The 16,713-nt window shown below is 34.7% G+C and carries 14 protein-coding genes; 5 read left to right on the plus strand and 9 right to left on the minus strand.

The window, feature by feature from the left end:
- Positions 1 to 688: 688 nt before the first annotated feature.
- The 3 genes from QNJ50_RS14340 to QNJ50_RS14350 all read left to right on the plus strand — a co-directional run bounded on the left by QNJ50_RS14340 (position 689) and on the right by QNJ50_RS14350 (position 2,416).
- A complete protein-coding gene (locus QNJ50_RS14340; RefSeq protein ID WP_300636287.1) occupies positions 689 to 1,003 on the plus strand; it encodes a hypothetical protein in 315 nt (104 codons plus the stop codon).
- Between the two features lie 277 nt (positions 1,004 to 1,280).
- Positions 1,281 to 1,406 (plus strand): hypothetical protein, encoded by a 126-nt coding sequence (locus tag QNJ50_RS14345; protein ID WP_300636289.1) that lies wholly within the window; start codon positions 1,281 to 1,283, stop codon positions 1,404 to 1,406.
- Between the two features lie 794 nt (positions 1,407 to 2,200).
- The gene (locus tag QNJ50_RS14350) at positions 2,201 to 2,416 is read left to right on the plus strand and encodes a hypothetical protein (protein WP_300636291.1); all 216 of its coding nucleotides are present in this window, start codon (positions 2,201 to 2,203) and stop codon (positions 2,414 to 2,416) included.
- Positions 2,417 to 2,675: 259 nt separating this feature from the next.
- On the opposite strand, the gene QNJ50_RS14355 is transcribed toward QNJ50_RS14350, so the two are convergent.
- From QNJ50_RS14355 to QNJ50_RS14390, 8 genes are all read right to left on the minus strand, one after another.
- Entirely contained in the window at positions 2,676 to 3,074 is a 399-nt protein-coding gene (locus QNJ50_RS14355; RefSeq protein WP_300636293.1) for a hypothetical protein, read from the minus strand.
- A 113-nt stretch (positions 3,075 to 3,187) separates the two neighbouring features.
- Positions 3,188 to 3,586 carry a hypothetical protein gene (locus tag QNJ50_RS14360; protein WP_300636295.1) on the minus strand — a complete coding sequence of 133 codons (399 nt, stop codon included), beginning with the start codon at positions 3,584 to 3,586 and terminating at the stop codon, positions 3,188 to 3,190.
- A 70-nt stretch (positions 3,587 to 3,656) separates the two neighbouring features.
- Positions 3,657 to 4,115, minus strand: a complete 459-nt coding sequence (locus QNJ50_RS14365; protein WP_300636297.1) for a hypothetical protein — start codon at positions 4,113 to 4,115, stop codon at positions 3,657 to 3,659.
- 1,067 nt (positions 4,116 to 5,182) lie between these two features.
- Positions 5,183 to 5,980, minus strand: a complete 798-nt coding sequence (locus QNJ50_RS14370; RefSeq protein WP_300636299.1) for a peptidylprolyl isomerase — start codon at positions 5,978 to 5,980, stop codon at positions 5,183 to 5,185.
- 130 nt (positions 5,981 to 6,110) lie between these two features.
- Positions 6,111 to 7,538, minus strand: coding sequence for an HlyD family efflux transporter periplasmic adaptor subunit (locus QNJ50_RS14375; RefSeq protein ID WP_300636301.1), 1,428 nt, complete (start codon positions 7,536 to 7,538; stop codon positions 6,111 to 6,113).
- Positions 7,539 to 7,647: 109 nt separating this feature from the next.
- A complete protein-coding gene (locus QNJ50_RS14380) occupies positions 7,648 to 10,833 on the minus strand; it encodes a peptidase domain-containing ABC transporter (RefSeq protein WP_300636303.1) in 3,186 nt (1,061 codons plus the stop codon).
- A gap of 65 nt (positions 10,834 to 10,898) precedes the next feature.
- Positions 10,899 to 11,465: a helix-turn-helix domain-containing protein gene (locus QNJ50_RS14385; protein WP_300636305.1), complete on the minus strand. Its 567-nt coding sequence runs from the start codon at positions 11,463 to 11,465 to the stop codon at positions 10,899 to 10,901.
- Positions 11,466 to 12,093: 628 nt separating this feature from the next.
- Positions 12,094 to 12,678 carry a hypothetical protein gene (locus QNJ50_RS14390; protein WP_300636307.1) on the minus strand — a complete coding sequence of 195 codons (585 nt, stop codon included), beginning with the start codon at positions 12,676 to 12,678 and terminating at the stop codon, positions 12,094 to 12,096.
- 53 nt (positions 12,679 to 12,731) lie between these two features.
- Here QNJ50_RS14390 and QNJ50_RS14395 point away from each other — a divergent pair, with 53 nt between their 5' ends.
- Together QNJ50_RS14395 and purB are read left to right on the plus strand one after the other, a co-directional pair.
- A complete protein-coding gene (locus QNJ50_RS14395) occupies positions 12,732 to 12,908 on the plus strand; it encodes a hypothetical protein (RefSeq protein WP_300636309.1) in 177 nt (58 codons plus the stop codon).
- 83 nt (positions 12,909 to 12,991) lie between these two features.
- Positions 12,992 to 14,287, plus strand: coding sequence for an adenylosuccinate lyase (gene purB, locus QNJ50_RS14400; RefSeq protein WP_300636338.1), 1,296 nt, complete (start codon positions 12,992 to 12,994; stop codon positions 14,285 to 14,287).
- A 207-nt stretch (positions 14,288 to 14,494) separates the two neighbouring features.
- Here purB and QNJ50_RS14405 read toward each other — a convergent pair whose 3' ends face one another.
- Positions 14,495 to 16,693, minus strand: a complete 2,199-nt coding sequence (locus QNJ50_RS14405) for a peptidase domain-containing ABC transporter (protein ID WP_300636311.1) — start codon at positions 16,691 to 16,693, stop codon at positions 14,495 to 14,497.
- Positions 16,694 to 16,713 lie beyond the last annotated feature (20 nt).

Here is a 16,713-nt window from a genome sequence, read left to right on the forward strand (position 1 = left end):
AATTGATGTATCTTAATCACTCAGTATTAATAGTAAAAGCTTAATTTAGCAATAAAAAGTAAATAAAATAATGTAGCTTTATTGTGCCATTTTTAAGCTTTCCGTGGTTTATACGGTTAGGTGCAAGATCTGAGTATATATATTTTTTGATGTCTTAGTTTGATTCTATGATTACCAATTTACTTTCTAAAATTGAGACATATATAACAGTCATAAATAAGATATAAAACTCAAAACAGCTGAAATTAACCCTCACTGGGAATTAACTTTCACAGACTAAATATAGTTTCTTTTGTCTGATTATATCAATCCTATGTGAAGTTTCACCGAATCAATGATATAGAGACTTACACACAGCACCTGTTGTATTACAATAAATTGTATCTTAATGCAAAAAATATATTAGAGCTTAAAGAGTAAAATACATTTACATTAATTGGAGACATAAATAATATATTTTAAGTCCAATTGAATAGCCAGAATTACTTGATATACTATATTTTTTTAGTTAGATTAAAAACAAGAGATTCAATTAAAAAGAATGATTGAATCACCCAATTAATAACTTACCTGTATTTGGTTTACAGATAGTTTTTGGTAAGTTCAATTAATACCTATAAATCGATTTTTATTCGATTTGTAAAAAACGAATGTATTAGTCCAATAATTGGAAAAGGAAGAATTCATTATGCATAATATTCAAATAAAAAAAATAGAAACACAAGATGAAACTAAAATAGTTAATCTTGATGAGGCTGAAAAAATTACAGGCTCTGGTCTGTTCTCATGGGGTGGTACATTATCAGGATTCCTAGTCGGTGGAGGCGGGGGTACTCTTTATTACCCAGCATCAGAAGGTTTTAAAAAGATAACAACAGGTGAATCTGATTTTAATTTAGTAGATTGGGGATCAACCATATCGGGTAGCGCTGCTGCTGGTGCAACTGCAGGTGCAGGACTTGGTAAATTTGTAGATGGAGCTATTTTTGGCGATCGTCACTAGAAAGAAGTAGTATTAGTTATCAGTAGTTGATTAAGTAATCGTTTTTATCTACTTGCTTAAACCGCTGTAATACTCTATTGTCCGTAAAGGATAGTTATCCAAACAATATTAATATTATGAGTAACTTTCCTTTACGTGCTGTTTTCTTAAACTTTAATATTGAGCAACAGTACTGAGTGAGTATAAACTAAACAGTTGAGTTTTTGATATGAGATTTAGACAGTTCTTTAGTTATGAAAATACAATAATAAGAATTTTGTTATTGATAGCAATAGGTATGAGTATCTCTTCCTCCAATATATCTAGTTTTCAAGATATGATTGTTGAGTTAAGTGCAGCAATATTTGGTAGTCTCGTGGCAGAAATATTCATGCGTTTGATATTTAAACTAATTATCAAATAACAAAAGTAATTATCAAATAACAAAAAATAAGATTGTTAACAATAAATAATTTCCTGGCTCCATAAAAATTTAGGTTGTACACTCTGCCTTTACTCAAACTACATTCTGAGTTTTCACTAGTACTTTAGTAAGTAAATAGACGTAGTCATGATGAATAATTGTACCTAACATAAAACTAATAATAATTTTATTATTTCTCCAAATTATTATGATTTCTGTAAGCTATTAATGATTTTCTGTATAAGTAAACAAACTATCTGAACGGTGAATAAAAGCAATCATCATAAATGATTGCACCTAATGTAAAACTAATAATAATCCTAAAATTTCCTGCAGATTTTTCTGATAATTTCTGCAGATTTTTCATATAACAGAACCTATGCACTAGTTACTAATTTCCAGTAGTTTGGGGTGAACTGCACTACGGTGAATGCTATTTGCAGAAACCCTGAACCGCACCTTGGGGCGTAAGCTGAGCTAGAAGCTTTGCCATTTAAGCTTTATACTAAACTTACATCGCAATTACTATTGTTACGTTTTCCGTGTGTAAGTTACATACTTTTTTGATAGAGTTATTTTTAGATTTGTTTAAGTAATTTTTGATTTTATTTAGAGTTTTACAAGATTAAAAAATAAAAATAATCAAATAATTAATGGTCAAATTAACCTTTGTTTTGTCCTCAAAATTTTTGAGAAGTATTGATTATTTTTTGATGATTAAATTACTATTTAAGTAGATAAGGTAAATAAAGTTATCTTGTCTGATTTAAGACTAATTACATCAACATAAACTAATGCAAAATATTAAATTTTCAGACCTCGATTGCACTCAAATGCAACCTCAAAAATTATCTGATGTAGATCTAGCAGTCCAAAGTCAAATTCAAGGTGGAAATTGGTTTCAATATTTGCCTACTCTTCCTATAGAACCTTCTCCGACCTTTCCTATAGAACCTTCTCCGACCTTCCCTCCTATTTATGATTATTTAGATAATATGAATTTATGGTAGTTATTTGATATCTCAAGTAACTTCTTCACTTACTAAGTTTTGAAATTCTAGATTGAATGAGATATTCCCAATAAATCAAACAGTCTAGAATTTTCTGAATAAATTAATACTTACCGAAAATTTATATTTTATTATCTGCTAATAAATAATTTAGTGAATTTTATTGGCTGATTTAGATAGTTGAAAAAGCTTTTAAAGCAGTTAATCCATTTGCTTTAAAATCATATTTATACATAAAACTGTCAGATAATTTTACATGTTAAATCGGCAATAAAACATTACCCAAATAGCTACCAATTAAACGACCAGCTTCGCCACTCCCAAAACTTATTGCGAGTGTAATACTCGATGAGTCGATAGAACCTACACCATCAAAAATACCAGCCAAAATACTGACTTGGTAACCAAAGTAAAAACCAGCAATTAATCCAAGTGTTGCTCCGATAGCAGAACCAAATGAAACTCCATAATTGGAAGCGTTTATATACCTAAATATTTGCCATACTGAGATTAAGCCTCCATATATTAACAGGTAGCTAAAAATTGCTCTCCTATTCTCATGATTAAGAGATGAGAAAAACAGATGCAATATTGTAAAACTACAAATGGCAAAGAATCCAATACTCAAGACTGAAAGAATATTTATATTTAGGGACATGATTTAGAAATGATAGTTTGTAGATGGTTAGCAAATTTACATATATAAGTATGAGTAAGTCATGATTTCTAATCATGGAAGTAGACAAGCCAACAGCCTTATGTACTTATACCTTAGATAGGTAATAAAATATAACCCAAGAAATTGCCGACTTGGCGACCTAATTCAGCACTCCCAAAACCAATTGCAACTGTAATATTTGATGTTTGTATAGGACTAATACCATCAAAAACACCAACCAAAATACAAATTTGATAACCAAAGTAAAAACCACCCATTAACCCAAGTGCAGATCCGATCACACGACTAATTGAAATCCCATAGTTTGGAGCATTTCTATACTGAAATATATACTTTGCTGAAATTCCACTTCCATATATCGATAGATAAATAAAAATAGATTTCCTAGTCTCATCATTGAGAGATGAGAAAAGCAAATGTAATATTAAGACAATACACGTAGCAAAAAATGTGACGCCAACAATTAAAAGAATCTTTTTATTTAAAGACATATTTAAAGCCTTTTAGTTAATATTTAGTTAGCAGCTTTATATTACATGAAGCTATCTTGCTAATTTTACGTTACACAGGTAATAAGAAATTACCCAAAAATCCACCGATTAGACGACCGATCTCAGCACTTACAAAACTAAGGGCGAATGTAATTGCTGATAGCTCCTTAGGATTGGTATTATCGGGATTTGTATTACCAGTATTTGCAGATTCGGGATTTTTAGCCTCAGGACTTGCACCATCAAAAATACCTGATAAAACACAAATTTGATAACCGAAGTAAAAACCAGCAATGAATCCAATTGTTGCTCCAATAGCACGACCAACTGAAATTCCATAATTTGCAGAATTTCGATTCTTGAATATGTTTTCGACTGAAATTAAACCTCCATATACCAACAGGGAGATAAAAATAGTTTTTATAATAGTGGTGTTACGAAACAAGAAAAATAAATGTGTTGTCTTAACAATACAAAAAGAAAAAAATACAACACTGAATATTAAAAGAATATTTTCGTTTAAAGACATAGTTATGCAACCTCAGTTAGTATTTAATTCAGCAGCTTTATGCATATAATATAAAGCTGCTACACTATTTTTATGTAAATTTATAGCAATTTTTTCCACTAATAAAAGTTAAGATACTGGATCTAGTTTATAATCCCTAACGAAATAATATTTTAAATAAATATTTATTTAGTATTTTTGTTAATATAAGCATATAGAAAAAATAGCTAATTTTGCACTTTTCGATAATAAAAATAAATCAAAGCCAGGTAAATTTATCGTGCACTTTGTGATTTAGTCTAGATTTACACGGAAAGGTGCAATATAAAATATCAAGCTACTTGCTTAAATACTTATAATCCTTTATAGTCCATGAAGGATTGTTATTAAAATAATATTTTAAGTAACTTTCCTTCATGTGCTATTTTCTTAAGCTCTAATATTGAGTAGTAGCACAAAGTAAATCTAAATGAAACAGTTGAGTTTTTTATATGGGATTGAAAGAATTTCTGTTGAGAGTTAAACCATATTACCTTTGTAAAGAAATTACAATTATAAGACTATTTTTTTTTATAATGACAAGTGTGATTTCTTCATTAGGAGAAATATCTAGTTTTCTAGATCTTGTAATTCGTTTGGTTTCTGCAATATTTGCTAATCTTGTTGCTGAAATATGTGTTCGATTGATATTTGAAAATTTTATTAAATAGTAAAAGATAAGGTTGCTAAAAATAAATTATTTTATGGATAAGTAAATAAATTATCTGATCGGGGAATAAAAGCAATCATCATAAATGATTGTACCTAATTTAAAACTAATAATAATTCTAAAATTTACTGCAGATTTTTCTGATAATTTCTGCAGATTTTTCATATAACAGGACTTATGCACTCGTTACTAACTTCCAGTAGTTTGGGATTGCTATTTCCTTGCGGAAACGCAATAACTACGTTACGCTGCGCTAGCTGCTAACCTTGCGTCGCAATGACTGTAATTACGTTATCCATGCGTAAGTCCTAACTCAATGATAAATAAGCCCCCTTAGAGGCTGATAATGAGAGTAGCAAAAACCAGGAATTAGTAAGAATTAAGCAGAAACAAGCGGTTTGGAAGTAGAAACAGGAGCTTGATTATGGTTACTAGAAGAAGAATCACAATTAATTTCAACTTCAAATTTTCCAACTTGTTGTTTAAGCCAATTACTAAACAAATCAGTTAGAATACTTTGACGCAAAGTTTCATCTAATTTGGGTTCAATAACTTCTTCCACTCTAATCAAATGCACTCCTTCAGCAGTAATAATTAGTTTGAGAATTTGAGGAGGATTAGCAGCAAAAACAGCAGCGGAAATTTTTGGTTTTAAATCTTTGCGGTATATTACTCCTTTATATCCTCCTTTTCGGCGTAATTCTGTATCGGTAATATATTGGTAAGCTGCTTCAAAAAAACTAATTTCTTCTTCACTCAAAGCATAAAATAATTCCCTGGCTATATCTACATCATCTAAAACAATTTCATACATCGCAACTCGAGCATAATCTTGTTGAAATTCCAGAAAATAAGGCTCAATTTGATGAGCAAAAAGATGTTGGGCTAACTTAGAAGAAAGAATATTGGCAGAAATTAATTCTTCAAATTCATCCAAAGATATATGATTTCTGTGTAGCCATGACCAGGTATCATCAACACTATGGAGTTGATTCATTAATCGCCAAGTATCTGCTGCTTCCTGAAGTTCATTTGGCTCGATTTTTATATCAGCTTCTTTGGCTGTACGAGTAACAATTTCGCGATGCAAAAACCTTTCAACTGTGGCTGGTATTTGACAAGAAATTCGCACTTGGTTAAAAAGTTCTTGTGGGGAAAGAGTTAAAATTTCTGACACGATCGGTCTCCTTGTTATGAATGTTGGGAATAGAGAACAGGTAATAGGGAACAGAGAATAAAAATTTCAAATAATTTTAGATAGCTACTGCTATTAAATATGAATTAAAACTCCGAATTAAAACTCTAAATTAAAGTTCTAAACCATTCTCATGGAGTTTTTGAAATGGCTCGAGAACAAAATCAATTAAGCGACGCTGTCGAACTATTACCTCTGCTGTAGCGGTTTGACCTGGTCTTAAAGGAATACGTTTATTTTGGACTTGAATATAAGTTTGTTTCAGTTCGATGTCTAAATCATATGCAGCTATTTGACCACTCTGCGTATTTGTCACTTTAGTAGTAGGAGAAATATTAATTAATTTTCCTTCAAATACACCGTAATCTTGGAATGGATAAGCATCAAACTTCAGCTTGACTGACATTCCTTTTTCCAAAGAACCACTTTCTGTGGTGTTCATTTGAGCTTTAAGAATCAGGGGTGATTTTTTCGGAGCAACCTCCGCGATCGCATCTCCTGGATTTACAACTGCTCCAGGTTTAGGAATTGATAATTGAAAAATTGAACCACTAGCTGGTGCTTTAACTATCCTTTGTTCTAACTGATAATTTAAAGCATCTATTTGGTTATAGTTTTCTTTGATTTGAGATTCAAGGGTTTCTATTTTTGTTTCTAATTCTTCTTGCTGTTCTTTGCTTCGAATTAAAGTTATTTTGTTGGAATAAAGTAAACTCTGATAGTTTTCTTCTTGTTCTTCTAGACGAAGTTTAGCTTGTGCAATATTGGAATTAGCTTGCTGGAGTAATCCTTTTCTTTCCTGAGCTAAGTCTTCTTTATCAACTACTTGAATTTCGGCTACTATTCCTTCTTTTTTGGCTTTACTGAAACGCTGTACTTCTTTAATTGCCTCATTATATCTGGTCTGAGCTAAGTTTTTGGCTGTTTGACTATACTCCAGACTTTGTCTAGCTTCATCTATTTGGATTTGTTTTTCTAGCTGTTGAGCTTTGTTTTGTTCTCTCTGACTGTTGACTGCTAGAACTAGTTGATTTTTCAAAACTTTTAACTGAGTTAATTCTTTCTTTTGACCTTCTAGTCTTATTTCAATTTGCTTTAGTTCGCTCTTAACTGGTTCGGATTCAAGTTCTAATAAGGGTTGTTGTTTTTGTACTAATTGACCTTCTTTGACAAAAACTTCGGCGATGGTTCCTGAAACTGGTGAATCTACTGTAAAGACTTTACCTTGAGGTTCTAATCTCCCCCTAGCATTCCCTGTCTCATCGACTTGAGAAAACATCGCCCAAGGTAAAACAACTCCGATAAAAACCATGAGAAAATAAAGTAATCCTCGTGTCCAAATTCGAGGTAAGGTATCAATTATTTCTCGAGTTAGAGAAGACCAGTCATTATTAGAATGTTGAGAAATAGAAGATTTAGAATTAGAAGATTTAGAATTAGAAGATTTAGAATTAGAAGACTTAGATAATTTAGCTTCTGTTAAAGATGAATTATTCCCAGTAATAGAATTATTGGAATAGTTATGTTTAATATCAGCCATTTTGTTCCCCTCCAAGCTAGAATTTAGTCGGTTTACTTCAGCAGTAGATCAAAGAACGAAATCACAAAAACAAATAAACGCAAACAAATAAATACAAGTTAAATAATTGCTAACTAACAACGGCGAGTTGTTTCTGATTGAGGTAAAAGTATTGACCTCGTTTTTCCATTAGCTGTTCGTGGGTACCGCTTTCAACCAAAACACCTTTGTTTAAGACTAAAATTAAATCTGCGTTCCTAATTGTGGAAAGACGATGAGCAATTACCAATGTTGTTCGATCTTTGAGAATTGTATTGAGATTATTTTGAATAATTCTTTCTGACTCAGTATCGAGGTGAGAGGTTGCTTCATCAAGGATTAGCAACCGGGGATTTCCTAGAAGAGCGCGGGCGATCGCTAATCGTTGTTTTTGTCCTCCAGAGAGCATTCCACCCCCTTCACCAATCTGGGTTTCGTAACCCATCGGTAATTCTTTGATAAATTCATGGGCTCCTGCTTGGTTTGATGCTTCTATTACTTCTTCTAAGCTTGCTTCTGGAAAAGCAATACTAATATTTTCGCGAATCGTACCACCAAAAAGAAAGGTATCTTGATCCACCACACCAACTTGCTGTCTCAAGGAGGCTAAGGAAATACTACTCATGTCATAACCGTCAATGAAAATATTTCCTTCGGTGGGAAGATAGAAGCCTAAACAGAGCTTAGAAAGAGTTGTTTTTCCCGAACCACTACGCCCGACTAAAGCTATTGTCTGTCCTGGTTTTGCTTCAAAGGAAATGTTTTCTAGATTGTTTATTTCACTATCTGGATTGTAGCGGAAAGTAACTCGATCGAAGCAAATGTGACCTTCTAGAGGTGGGAGAGACTGATGAATTTCCTCTTGTAGATCTTCTTCCGGTTTACTATCAATAATATCGTTAATGCGCTCGATCGCGATCATTATTTCCTGCAATTCATTCCACACAAAGGTCAGTCTTTGAAATGGACTAATAACATTGCCCATTAACATATTAAAAGCGACTAATTGCCCAATGCTTAGTTCACCTTGGATTACTTGCCAAACTCCAAACCATAATAATAATGTAGTAACTAGGGTTTGAATCGCAGAGCTAAATATAGATAGGGTATTACCAATTATTTGTCCTGAAAAAGATTTTTTAATAGATTTAGCAAATAGTTCTTCCCAATGCCAACGTACAGTTTGTTCTACTGCTAATGATTTAATTGTGCGAATACCAGTTAAAGATTGAATCAGGTATTTGGTCTGTTCGTTAGAAGCAGCGAATATTTCCTGAGAAATTTTTCTTAGAAAGGGTGTAGCAACTAAGGCTAACAAAATAAATGGCGGTACGATTACTAACACTAATAGTGCTAATTTCCAGCTATACCAGAACATTAACCCGGTATAAACAAACATAGTCAACATATCCAACAAAATGGATAGGGTTTCTCCAGTTAAAAATTGCTGGATTTTATGGTTTTCCTGGATGCGGGAAATAATATCGCCAACGTAGCGAGATTCAAAAAATTCCAGAGGTAATCGTAAAGTATGATTAATAAATCCGACAATTAGGGCAATATCAATTCGATTCGCCACATGATCTAAAAGATACTGTCGCAATCCCGTCATGGCGATTTTAAAGAAGCCAAAGAGAAGCAATCCCAATCCTATGGCGTTTAATGTCAAGGTACTGCGTTGTACCACCACTCGATCTAGGAGTAATTGGGTAAAAACTGGTGTAATTAGTCCCAAAACCTGAATAAAGACAGAAGCCACAAATATTTCCAACAATACTAGTCGGTGAGGCTTAACCAACTCGATAAATTGCCAAAAAGGAAGATTGCTTTGTTCGGCTTCTTTTAATAATGCTGTAGGTTGAAGTAATAAAGTATAACCAGTCCAACCAGTTTCAAATTCTGCACGAGTAAGATTGCGCTGACCGATCGCAGGATCGCCGACAATGACGTGAGTACGAGTCACTTCATAAACAACGATATAGTGTTTACCTTCCCAATGGGCAATGGCTGGTAAATTTTGTTGCTCTAGTTGCAGAAGGTTAGTTTTAACTGGTCGGGTTGTAAAACCAATACTTTCTGCTGCAAGGACTAAACCACGTAGTGATGCACCGTTACGGTCAGCATGGGAAATTTCTCGTAGACGATTGATGCTAAAACGTTTACCCCAATACTGACCAATCATTACTAAGGAGGCTGCACCACAGTCCGAACTACTTTGCTGTTGAAAGAAGGGATAGCGTCGGGTAATACGCTGTAATAGGTGACCTACTTGTAGTTTAGGACTGGGAAAATATGCTTGGCTAATTTTTTTTCCTAGTTGTCCCGTTACTATTTCTTGCTGGTTTTTTTCCGAACTTTTAATTTTCGAACTTTTAATCTTAGGTGTCTGAATTTTGGGTATTTGAGGTTTGGCTCTTTGAAGCTTAGATTTTTGAAGCTTATATCTTTGAGTATGAGATGTTGTAATCTGGAATTGGGGATTAAGGTTTTTTCTGTAATTTGCAATATCTGCACTACTTTGCAATTGGATTTGGGATGAATCGGTATCGGAGGAAATTAGTTGAGCTAGCTGGGGTAGGTAATTGAGTGCTGTTTCCCATTGTTCTGGGTTGAGACTATATATTTCCGTAGGTTGAGTAACTTCCCAATAGCCATTCTGTTGAGTGGGAGCATCAATACTACCTTGATTTAGAATATTTCCGGAAGTATGTGTTAGTTCCCCCCGTCGAATCAACCATAGCTTTTGATTGTTAAGACCTTCTGGAAGCTTACCCTGGGATAATTCATGTTTTTCTAGCAGAGATAATATTTCTACTAATCCAGGATGTTTATGTAGGGGAGCAAGTTGAGGACATAGTAATAAAAAATCTCTGATTACCGCTTGGTGATAAAGATATTCGTTTATTTCATGATACTTTTCATTGAGGTTTTGTAATAATTTACTCGAAAGATAAGCGAGCTTAACATTCAGCGAAGCTCTGGCTGAATAAGACTGAAATGATACTTCAGAAAACAAAGTATTTTCACCAAAGGAATCCCCCTCATCCAAAGTGAAAAGCAACTCCTGACAATCGTCTACCAACCTTACCTTGCCATTAAGTATTATATATATACCTGCTTGGGCTTCAGTACTTTGCCAAAACTGTTTTCCCGGAAGTGGTTGTTGGATTTCGATTTTTTTCAGACAGCGATCGAAATCAGAGTCACTAAGCACTGAACCGAGTGTATGGACTAGCTGTTGTCTATCAACAGACATAATAAGCGAATCTTGAACCATAAGACCTTTAACCGTAAAATCTTGAACTATAGTTAAAATCTCAACCTTGAACTACAATTAAAATGTCAACCGAAAAAATTTAATTGCCACATTTGATCGGATCCAGACGTGCAAACAGATGGTAGTTCTTGTAATAAGAGATTTGAGTTATCTTTGCTGTTATCAGTTGTCAAACCCTTAACAGATTTAGGACGGGTAGAAAGTCCCATTTGTTTAAGCAGACGATTAACATGACGAGCAGTGACTTCAATTCCTAGTTCCTTACTTAAATGCTTACTCAACCACTGTCCCGTCCAACGCTCAAATGAATAACCATAATTGCGAGGACTGTTGGTTACCAATTCTTTTAATCGCTCCAGGTATTCCTCACTCGTGACTTTGGGACGACCAATGGGACAATCATTCCAATTGTGTGCTTGACCCGATCGCGCTTGTGCGATCCAATATCGAGCAGTTTCCTGAGTACATCCTAAAGTTTTGCTAATTTGGGCTTTGGTGTAACCCATATCTGCAAGCAACATAATTTGAATGCGACAATGATATTTTGGATGTAGATTTGTTTGCAAGTTTTTCTCAAGCAGTTTTCGTTGAAAAGAGGTTAAGTATTTGCTAATATTTTTCGTGTTTTCCATCGTCATTCCTCCCGATCAAACTTTATTTACTGGTTTGATTTCATAAGAAAATTTCTTACCTAAAAAAGTAAGTAAGTCAAAATATGATTTGCAAATTCTCACGGAGCTATAAATTTTCAGAAGACTTTACCTGAGACTGAGACGAGATAGTTTGCAAACAGGATAAATCATGATACAAACAAATTTAAAAAAAAAACCTATATAATGGATATGCTCAGGTTGTAATAATAAATATTTCTAAGTCTTCTGTAGGAATTTATTTAATACTTACAGTAGCTTTTGACTCTAATTTATTTTGACTATTATTTATTAATAAGTATTTGGACAAAATTTATTGTATGTTCTGTCCTGTTAATTTTATTTTCGCTAAAAGTATAATAATCTTGTTACTATCGACTGGTTGTCTCAAACCATCCATCTGGATAGTTCTGGGATATCATCCACTAGGTTATTGATGTTGAATTAATATATTAGCAAAGCGCGATCGCTTTATATAAAATACTTGTAGAGACATAGCAATGCCATGTCTCTATACTTGGTTTCATATTTTTTCTTTTTATCTAAATTTTGCGTTAGTTAAATCGACTGATTTTGTGCTCAAAGGATATATATTTTCTTTCAAGGTACATCAGCTATCAGAATGATATGGAAAAGATGAGTGGTGAAGGTCGATAAGTAATTGTCCGCTTTCATTCTTTTTATAACCAAAAGTAAAATCTGCTTTTATTTCTTGACCAGTATGAGCATCAGTAAAGTAATAATCCCCCACCGCTAAAGCATAATGATAATTAACAATGATCCCTGCATTTTCAAACCTAACTTTACTCCAAGGTTGAAGTGCAAATCCACGATCGTCACAGAAAATACCTTGGACAAAATAAGATATTGCTTCTTCCTTAGTTAAGCGAAACTCTTCTTCTACAGCTTTTCTTGGTTTAAATAAAACCGTACCTTCGTCATAACCGTACAGCATATCAATAATTTCTGCAGCTAAAGCTCTGTAGTCTTCTCCATTCATATATGCTTTACCGATTGCAACAATTCCATATCCCCAAGCCTTTTGGGCGTTAATCACATCTTCTCGGGAAATACCACCACTTTTATTTTTTACTACTTTTGATACATTCTTATTAAAAAAGTTAGTATTTAATACTGAATCCAATATTGCCATAAATCCTTGTGGTGGAAATTTTACGTTTTGGTGACTACTCATCTCTGTATTGTTTCCTAAAGTCGTAAAGGTAACAAATTTTTTTTCATTGCCTGGTGACTTTAGTTTCGTCTAAAACACGCTGTTATTATCACCACCATCTGGATATTTCAACCCGGTCAACCGGATACTTATTGGATATCATCCACCCGGTTATGGGAAGTGTGGGAAGTGTGGGAAGTTTGGCAGGTTTGGGAAGAAATGCTAATAAATATAAATATTTTCCTGACTAAAAACTTTACCCGATCTAAAACCAGGACTTTGGTCGCATTTACGGTAAAATATGACCGTTGGGAACTATAATATATGGCGGACTGTGATTGAGCGTTATACCCTACCCGAAATGGGGCACTTATGGACTGATAGCTACAAGTTTACAACTTGGTTGAAAGTGGAAATTGCTGTTTGTGAGGCACAAGCCGAACTTGGTTATATTCCCCAGGAAGCTGTTAAAGAAATTAAAGCAAAGGCAGATTTTGACCCTGAACGAGTATTAGAAATTGAAGCTGAAGTCCGCCATGATGTCATAGCATTCTTAACCAATGTAAATGAATATGTAGGCGATGCGGGGCGTTACATTCATTTAGGAATGACTAGCTCTGATGTGCTTGATACTGCACTGGCTTTACAAATGGTCGCTAGTCTAGACTTAATTATCCAAAGACTGGAAGATTTAATAGTTGCAATTCGCCGCAAAGCAACAGAACATCGTTACACAATAATGATTGGGCGTTCCCACGGAATTCACGCCGAACCGATTACTTTTGGTTTTAAACTAGCGGGATGGTTAGCGGAAGCTTTACGCCATCAAGAACGCCTGCAAACATTGCGGAAAACAATCGCTGTAGGTAAAATTTCCGGTGCAGTGGGAACCTATGCAAACATTGAACCACGGGTAGAAGCCATTGCTTGCGAATTACTTGGTTTAACCCCTGATACTGCATCAACACAGGTCATTTCCCGCGATATCCACGCTGATTTTGTTCAACAATTAGCTTTAATTGCTGCTTCAATCGAACGGTTTTCGGTGGAAATTCGTAATTTGCAAAAAACGGATGTTTTGGAAGTTGAAGAATATTTTTCCAAGGGACAAAAAGGTTCTTCAGCAATGCCCCATAAGCGTAACCCAATTCGTTCCGAAAGACTAACGGGAATGGCAAGAATTATTAGAAGTCATGCGATCGCAGCAGTTGAAAATGTGGCATTATGGCACGAGCGAGATATTTCCCACAGTTCCGTTGAGCGGGTGATTTTGCCGGATGCTTGCATTTTGACTCATTTCATGTTGGTGGAAATGACTAAATTGATGGAAAATTTGTTAGTCTATCCAGACAACATGGCGCGAAATATGAACTGTTACGGCGGTGTAGTTTTCAGTCAACGAGTAATGCTGGGCTTAGTGGAAAAAGGAATTAGCCGCGAAGAAGCATATAAAATAGTCCAAGAAAATGCTCATGCAGCTTGGAACCAACCACAAGGTAATTTCCGCGACTTAGTTAACCGCGATACTCGCATTACCGATAAATTATCTGTTGCAGAGATTGAAGCTTGTTTCGATCCGCAACATCATTTACAACATTTAGATCGAGTTTATGAAAGATTGAGCATATAAAAAGTCAAAAGTCAAAAGTAAAAAGTCAAAAATAAGAAATTAACTCAAGTTGTTAATGAAATTGTAGTGGACTGACACGCCTAAAATGATGCAATAGATTTGTCCTAAAATTTATTTCAATTAATGATTTTTGGATTTTGCTAATGCACTATTTTAGCTGTGTCAGTCCACTACTAGCTATTAACTTATATTGGTTTTGAGAGAAATCTATTGTACCAATGTTATCTCGCTACTAGAATTACCTAAGAATTCTTGATGTTTCCCAGGAATTGAATGCAAATATTCAAGAGAACCATGTTGTTCTACTTTTCCTTTCTCTAAAAGAACTACCCAATCTGCACGATTAATTGCACTCGGTCGATGGGTAATAATAATTGTAGTTTTTCCCTGACGGTGATATAGAAGTTGTTTTAGTACCCTCGATTCGCTAATTGGGTCTAGTCCCGAAGTGGCTTCATCTAAAATCAGGATGGGAGGATTATTAACTATTGCTCTGGCGATCGCTAATCTTTGTCTTTGTCCTCCAGATAAATTAGCTCCAAATTCCCCTAAGGTTGTTTGATATTTATTTGGAAGTTGACTGATAAATTCATCAGCTTCTGCAACCTGACAAGCAATCACAATTTGTTCCAAGGAAACTTGAGGATTACCTAAACGGAAGTTTTCCAGGATTGAACGACTCCAAAAATGGGGTTCTTGAGGAACTAAAACTATTTGCTGTCGCAAGCATTCCAAAGAAATATCTTGTAGGTTATACAAACCAATGCGGATATTACCCGATTGGGGTTGATATAAACCCGTAATTAGTTTTGCTAAAGTGCTTTTACCACAACCAGATTTACCAATAAATGCGATCGCCTTACCTCCAGGAAGTTTAATTGTAAAGTCGTCAAGTAAGGTTGCTCTTCCTATATGGTGAAAACAAATACTGTTGAAGTATATATCTTTGTTATCAGGAATTTCGACAAAGGGCTTCTTAGTATCTTCCACAGCTTCTGGAGTTGCATCTATTACTTCTAATAGGCGGGTAACAGCGGTTTTCGAGCGAAAATATTCATCTGCAAGGTTCATTATTAAACTAATAAAGGCTAAGACATTAGCTTGCATGACATTAAAAGCCAGTAATTGTCCAATGCTTAGTTCCCGATTGATTACCAACATGCTACCCATTACCAGTAAGGTAATCCCACCAAGTTTTGCCACAACCCTAGTGATAGTACTGTTAATAATGCTGATGTGAATTGTACCAAAAGTTAAATTTGCTAGACGACCAAAGCGGCTCTGAAATTCCTCCCAGAATTGGGGTACAGCATTTGTTACTTTGAGGACTAATGCACCTTTGAATGTCTCTACTAAAATACCTTGGTTTTCTGCTGATAGGACTAAAAGACTACGAGTTTTTTGCCGCAGAGCAGGGAGCATGGGTAAGGCTGAAAGCGCCATGATTATGGAAATTAATACTGCGACCAAGGTCAATTTCCAACTGTAGAAAAGCATGAAACCCAGAGAAATCACAGTGATAAAAAATTGACTGGGTAAGCTAGCAACAACCTGTGATACTAACTGATTAATTTCGTTAATATCTCTGAGTCGACTGACGATTTCCCCACTACGACGAGCCTCATAATAACTTAAGGGTAAGTGTAATAGTTTGCGTCCAAATTCTAATACTAGCCCTAACTGTATTCTTTGACTGAAGTGAGCGATCATCATGGACTGTAAAAATTGCAAACATCCACTAAACAGAGTCATACCTATAACAGCGATCGCAACTACTGTTAATAGGTCAGTATCTTGTCGGACTAAAACATCATCAGTCAAAATCTGAATTAAAACTGGACTAGCTAAAGAGAGCAAACCTAAAACCAGATTAACAACTAAAACCTGAATTAGAAGGTTTCTATAGCGCCAAACTCGCTTAAAAAAGCGTCCAAATCCCTCTTGAGAAGCATCTGAAGTTAGAGATGATTTGGAAAAATCATTACCTGGTTCGAGCAATAAAGCTATTCCATCCCAAGCTTCTTTTAATTCCTGTCTGCTGAGATAGCGCAAACCAAATGCTGGATCTGCAATTACATATTTTTTTCCAGACTTACCATATAAAACTACCCAATGACGTCCCTGCCAATGAATAATTGTAGGTAGAATCATTTCTTGTAGTTTATCTAAAATTGCAGGGGAAGCTTTTACCGAACGAGCATTGAAACCAAGTGATTCCGCACCGCGCTTTAAACCCAAAAGGGTTGTACCGTACTGTCCCGTACCTACAGCTTCTCGGCTACGGTTAATACTTATAATTTGACCGTAATATTTGCATACCGAAGCCAAACAAGCAGCTCCACAGTCTTCTTCACTGTTTTGGCGAATGCATTCGTATTTAGTACGTTTTTTAAATAGAGACAACATAGTCTTTTATGTTTAATGTG

This window comes from Mastigocoleus sp. MO_188.B34, assembly GCF_030065675.1.
GTDB lineage: Bacteria > Cyanobacteriota > Cyanobacteriia > Cyanobacteriales > Nostocaceae > Mastigocoleus.

Excerpts from the sequence above, each read along its gene's own strand:
- QNJ50_RS14340 (WP_300636287.1), top strand. The coding sequence starts at position 689 with ATGCATAATATTCAAATAAAAAAAATAGAAACACAAGATGAAACTAAA.
- QNJ50_RS14345 (WP_300636289.1), top strand. The coding sequence starts at position 1,281 with ATGAGTATCTCTTCCTCCAATATATCTAGTTTTCAAGATATGATTGTT.
- QNJ50_RS14350 (WP_300636291.1), top strand. The coding sequence starts at position 2,201 with ATGCAAAATATTAAATTTTCAGACCTCGATTGCACTCAAATGCAACCT.
- QNJ50_RS14355 (WP_300636293.1), bottom strand. The coding sequence starts at position 3,074 with ATGTCCCTAAATATAAATATTCTTTCAGTCTTGAGTATTGGATTCTTT.
- QNJ50_RS14360 (WP_300636295.1), bottom strand. The coding sequence starts at position 3,586 with ATGTCTTTAAATAAAAAGATTCTTTTAATTGTTGGCGTCACATTTTTT.
- QNJ50_RS14365 (WP_300636297.1), bottom strand. The coding sequence starts at position 4,115 with ATGTCTTTAAACGAAAATATTCTTTTAATATTCAGTGTTGTATTTTTT.
- QNJ50_RS14375 (WP_300636301.1), bottom strand. The coding sequence starts at position 7,538 with ATGGCTGATATTAAACATAACTATTCCAATAATTCTATTACTGGGAAT.
- QNJ50_RS14380 (WP_300636303.1), bottom strand. The coding sequence starts at position 10,833 with ATGGTTCAAGATTCGCTTATTATGTCTGTTGATAGACAACAGCTAGTC.
- QNJ50_RS14385 (WP_300636305.1), bottom strand. The coding sequence starts at position 11,465 with ATGGAAAACACGAAAAATATTAGCAAATACTTAACCTCTTTTCAACGA.
- QNJ50_RS14390 (WP_300636307.1), bottom strand. The coding sequence starts at position 12,678 with ATGAGTAGTCACCAAAACGTAAAATTTCCACCACAAGGATTTATGGCA.
- QNJ50_RS14405 (WP_300636311.1), bottom strand. The coding sequence starts at position 16,693 with ATGTTGTCTCTATTTAAAAAACGTACTAAATACGAATGCATTCGCCAA.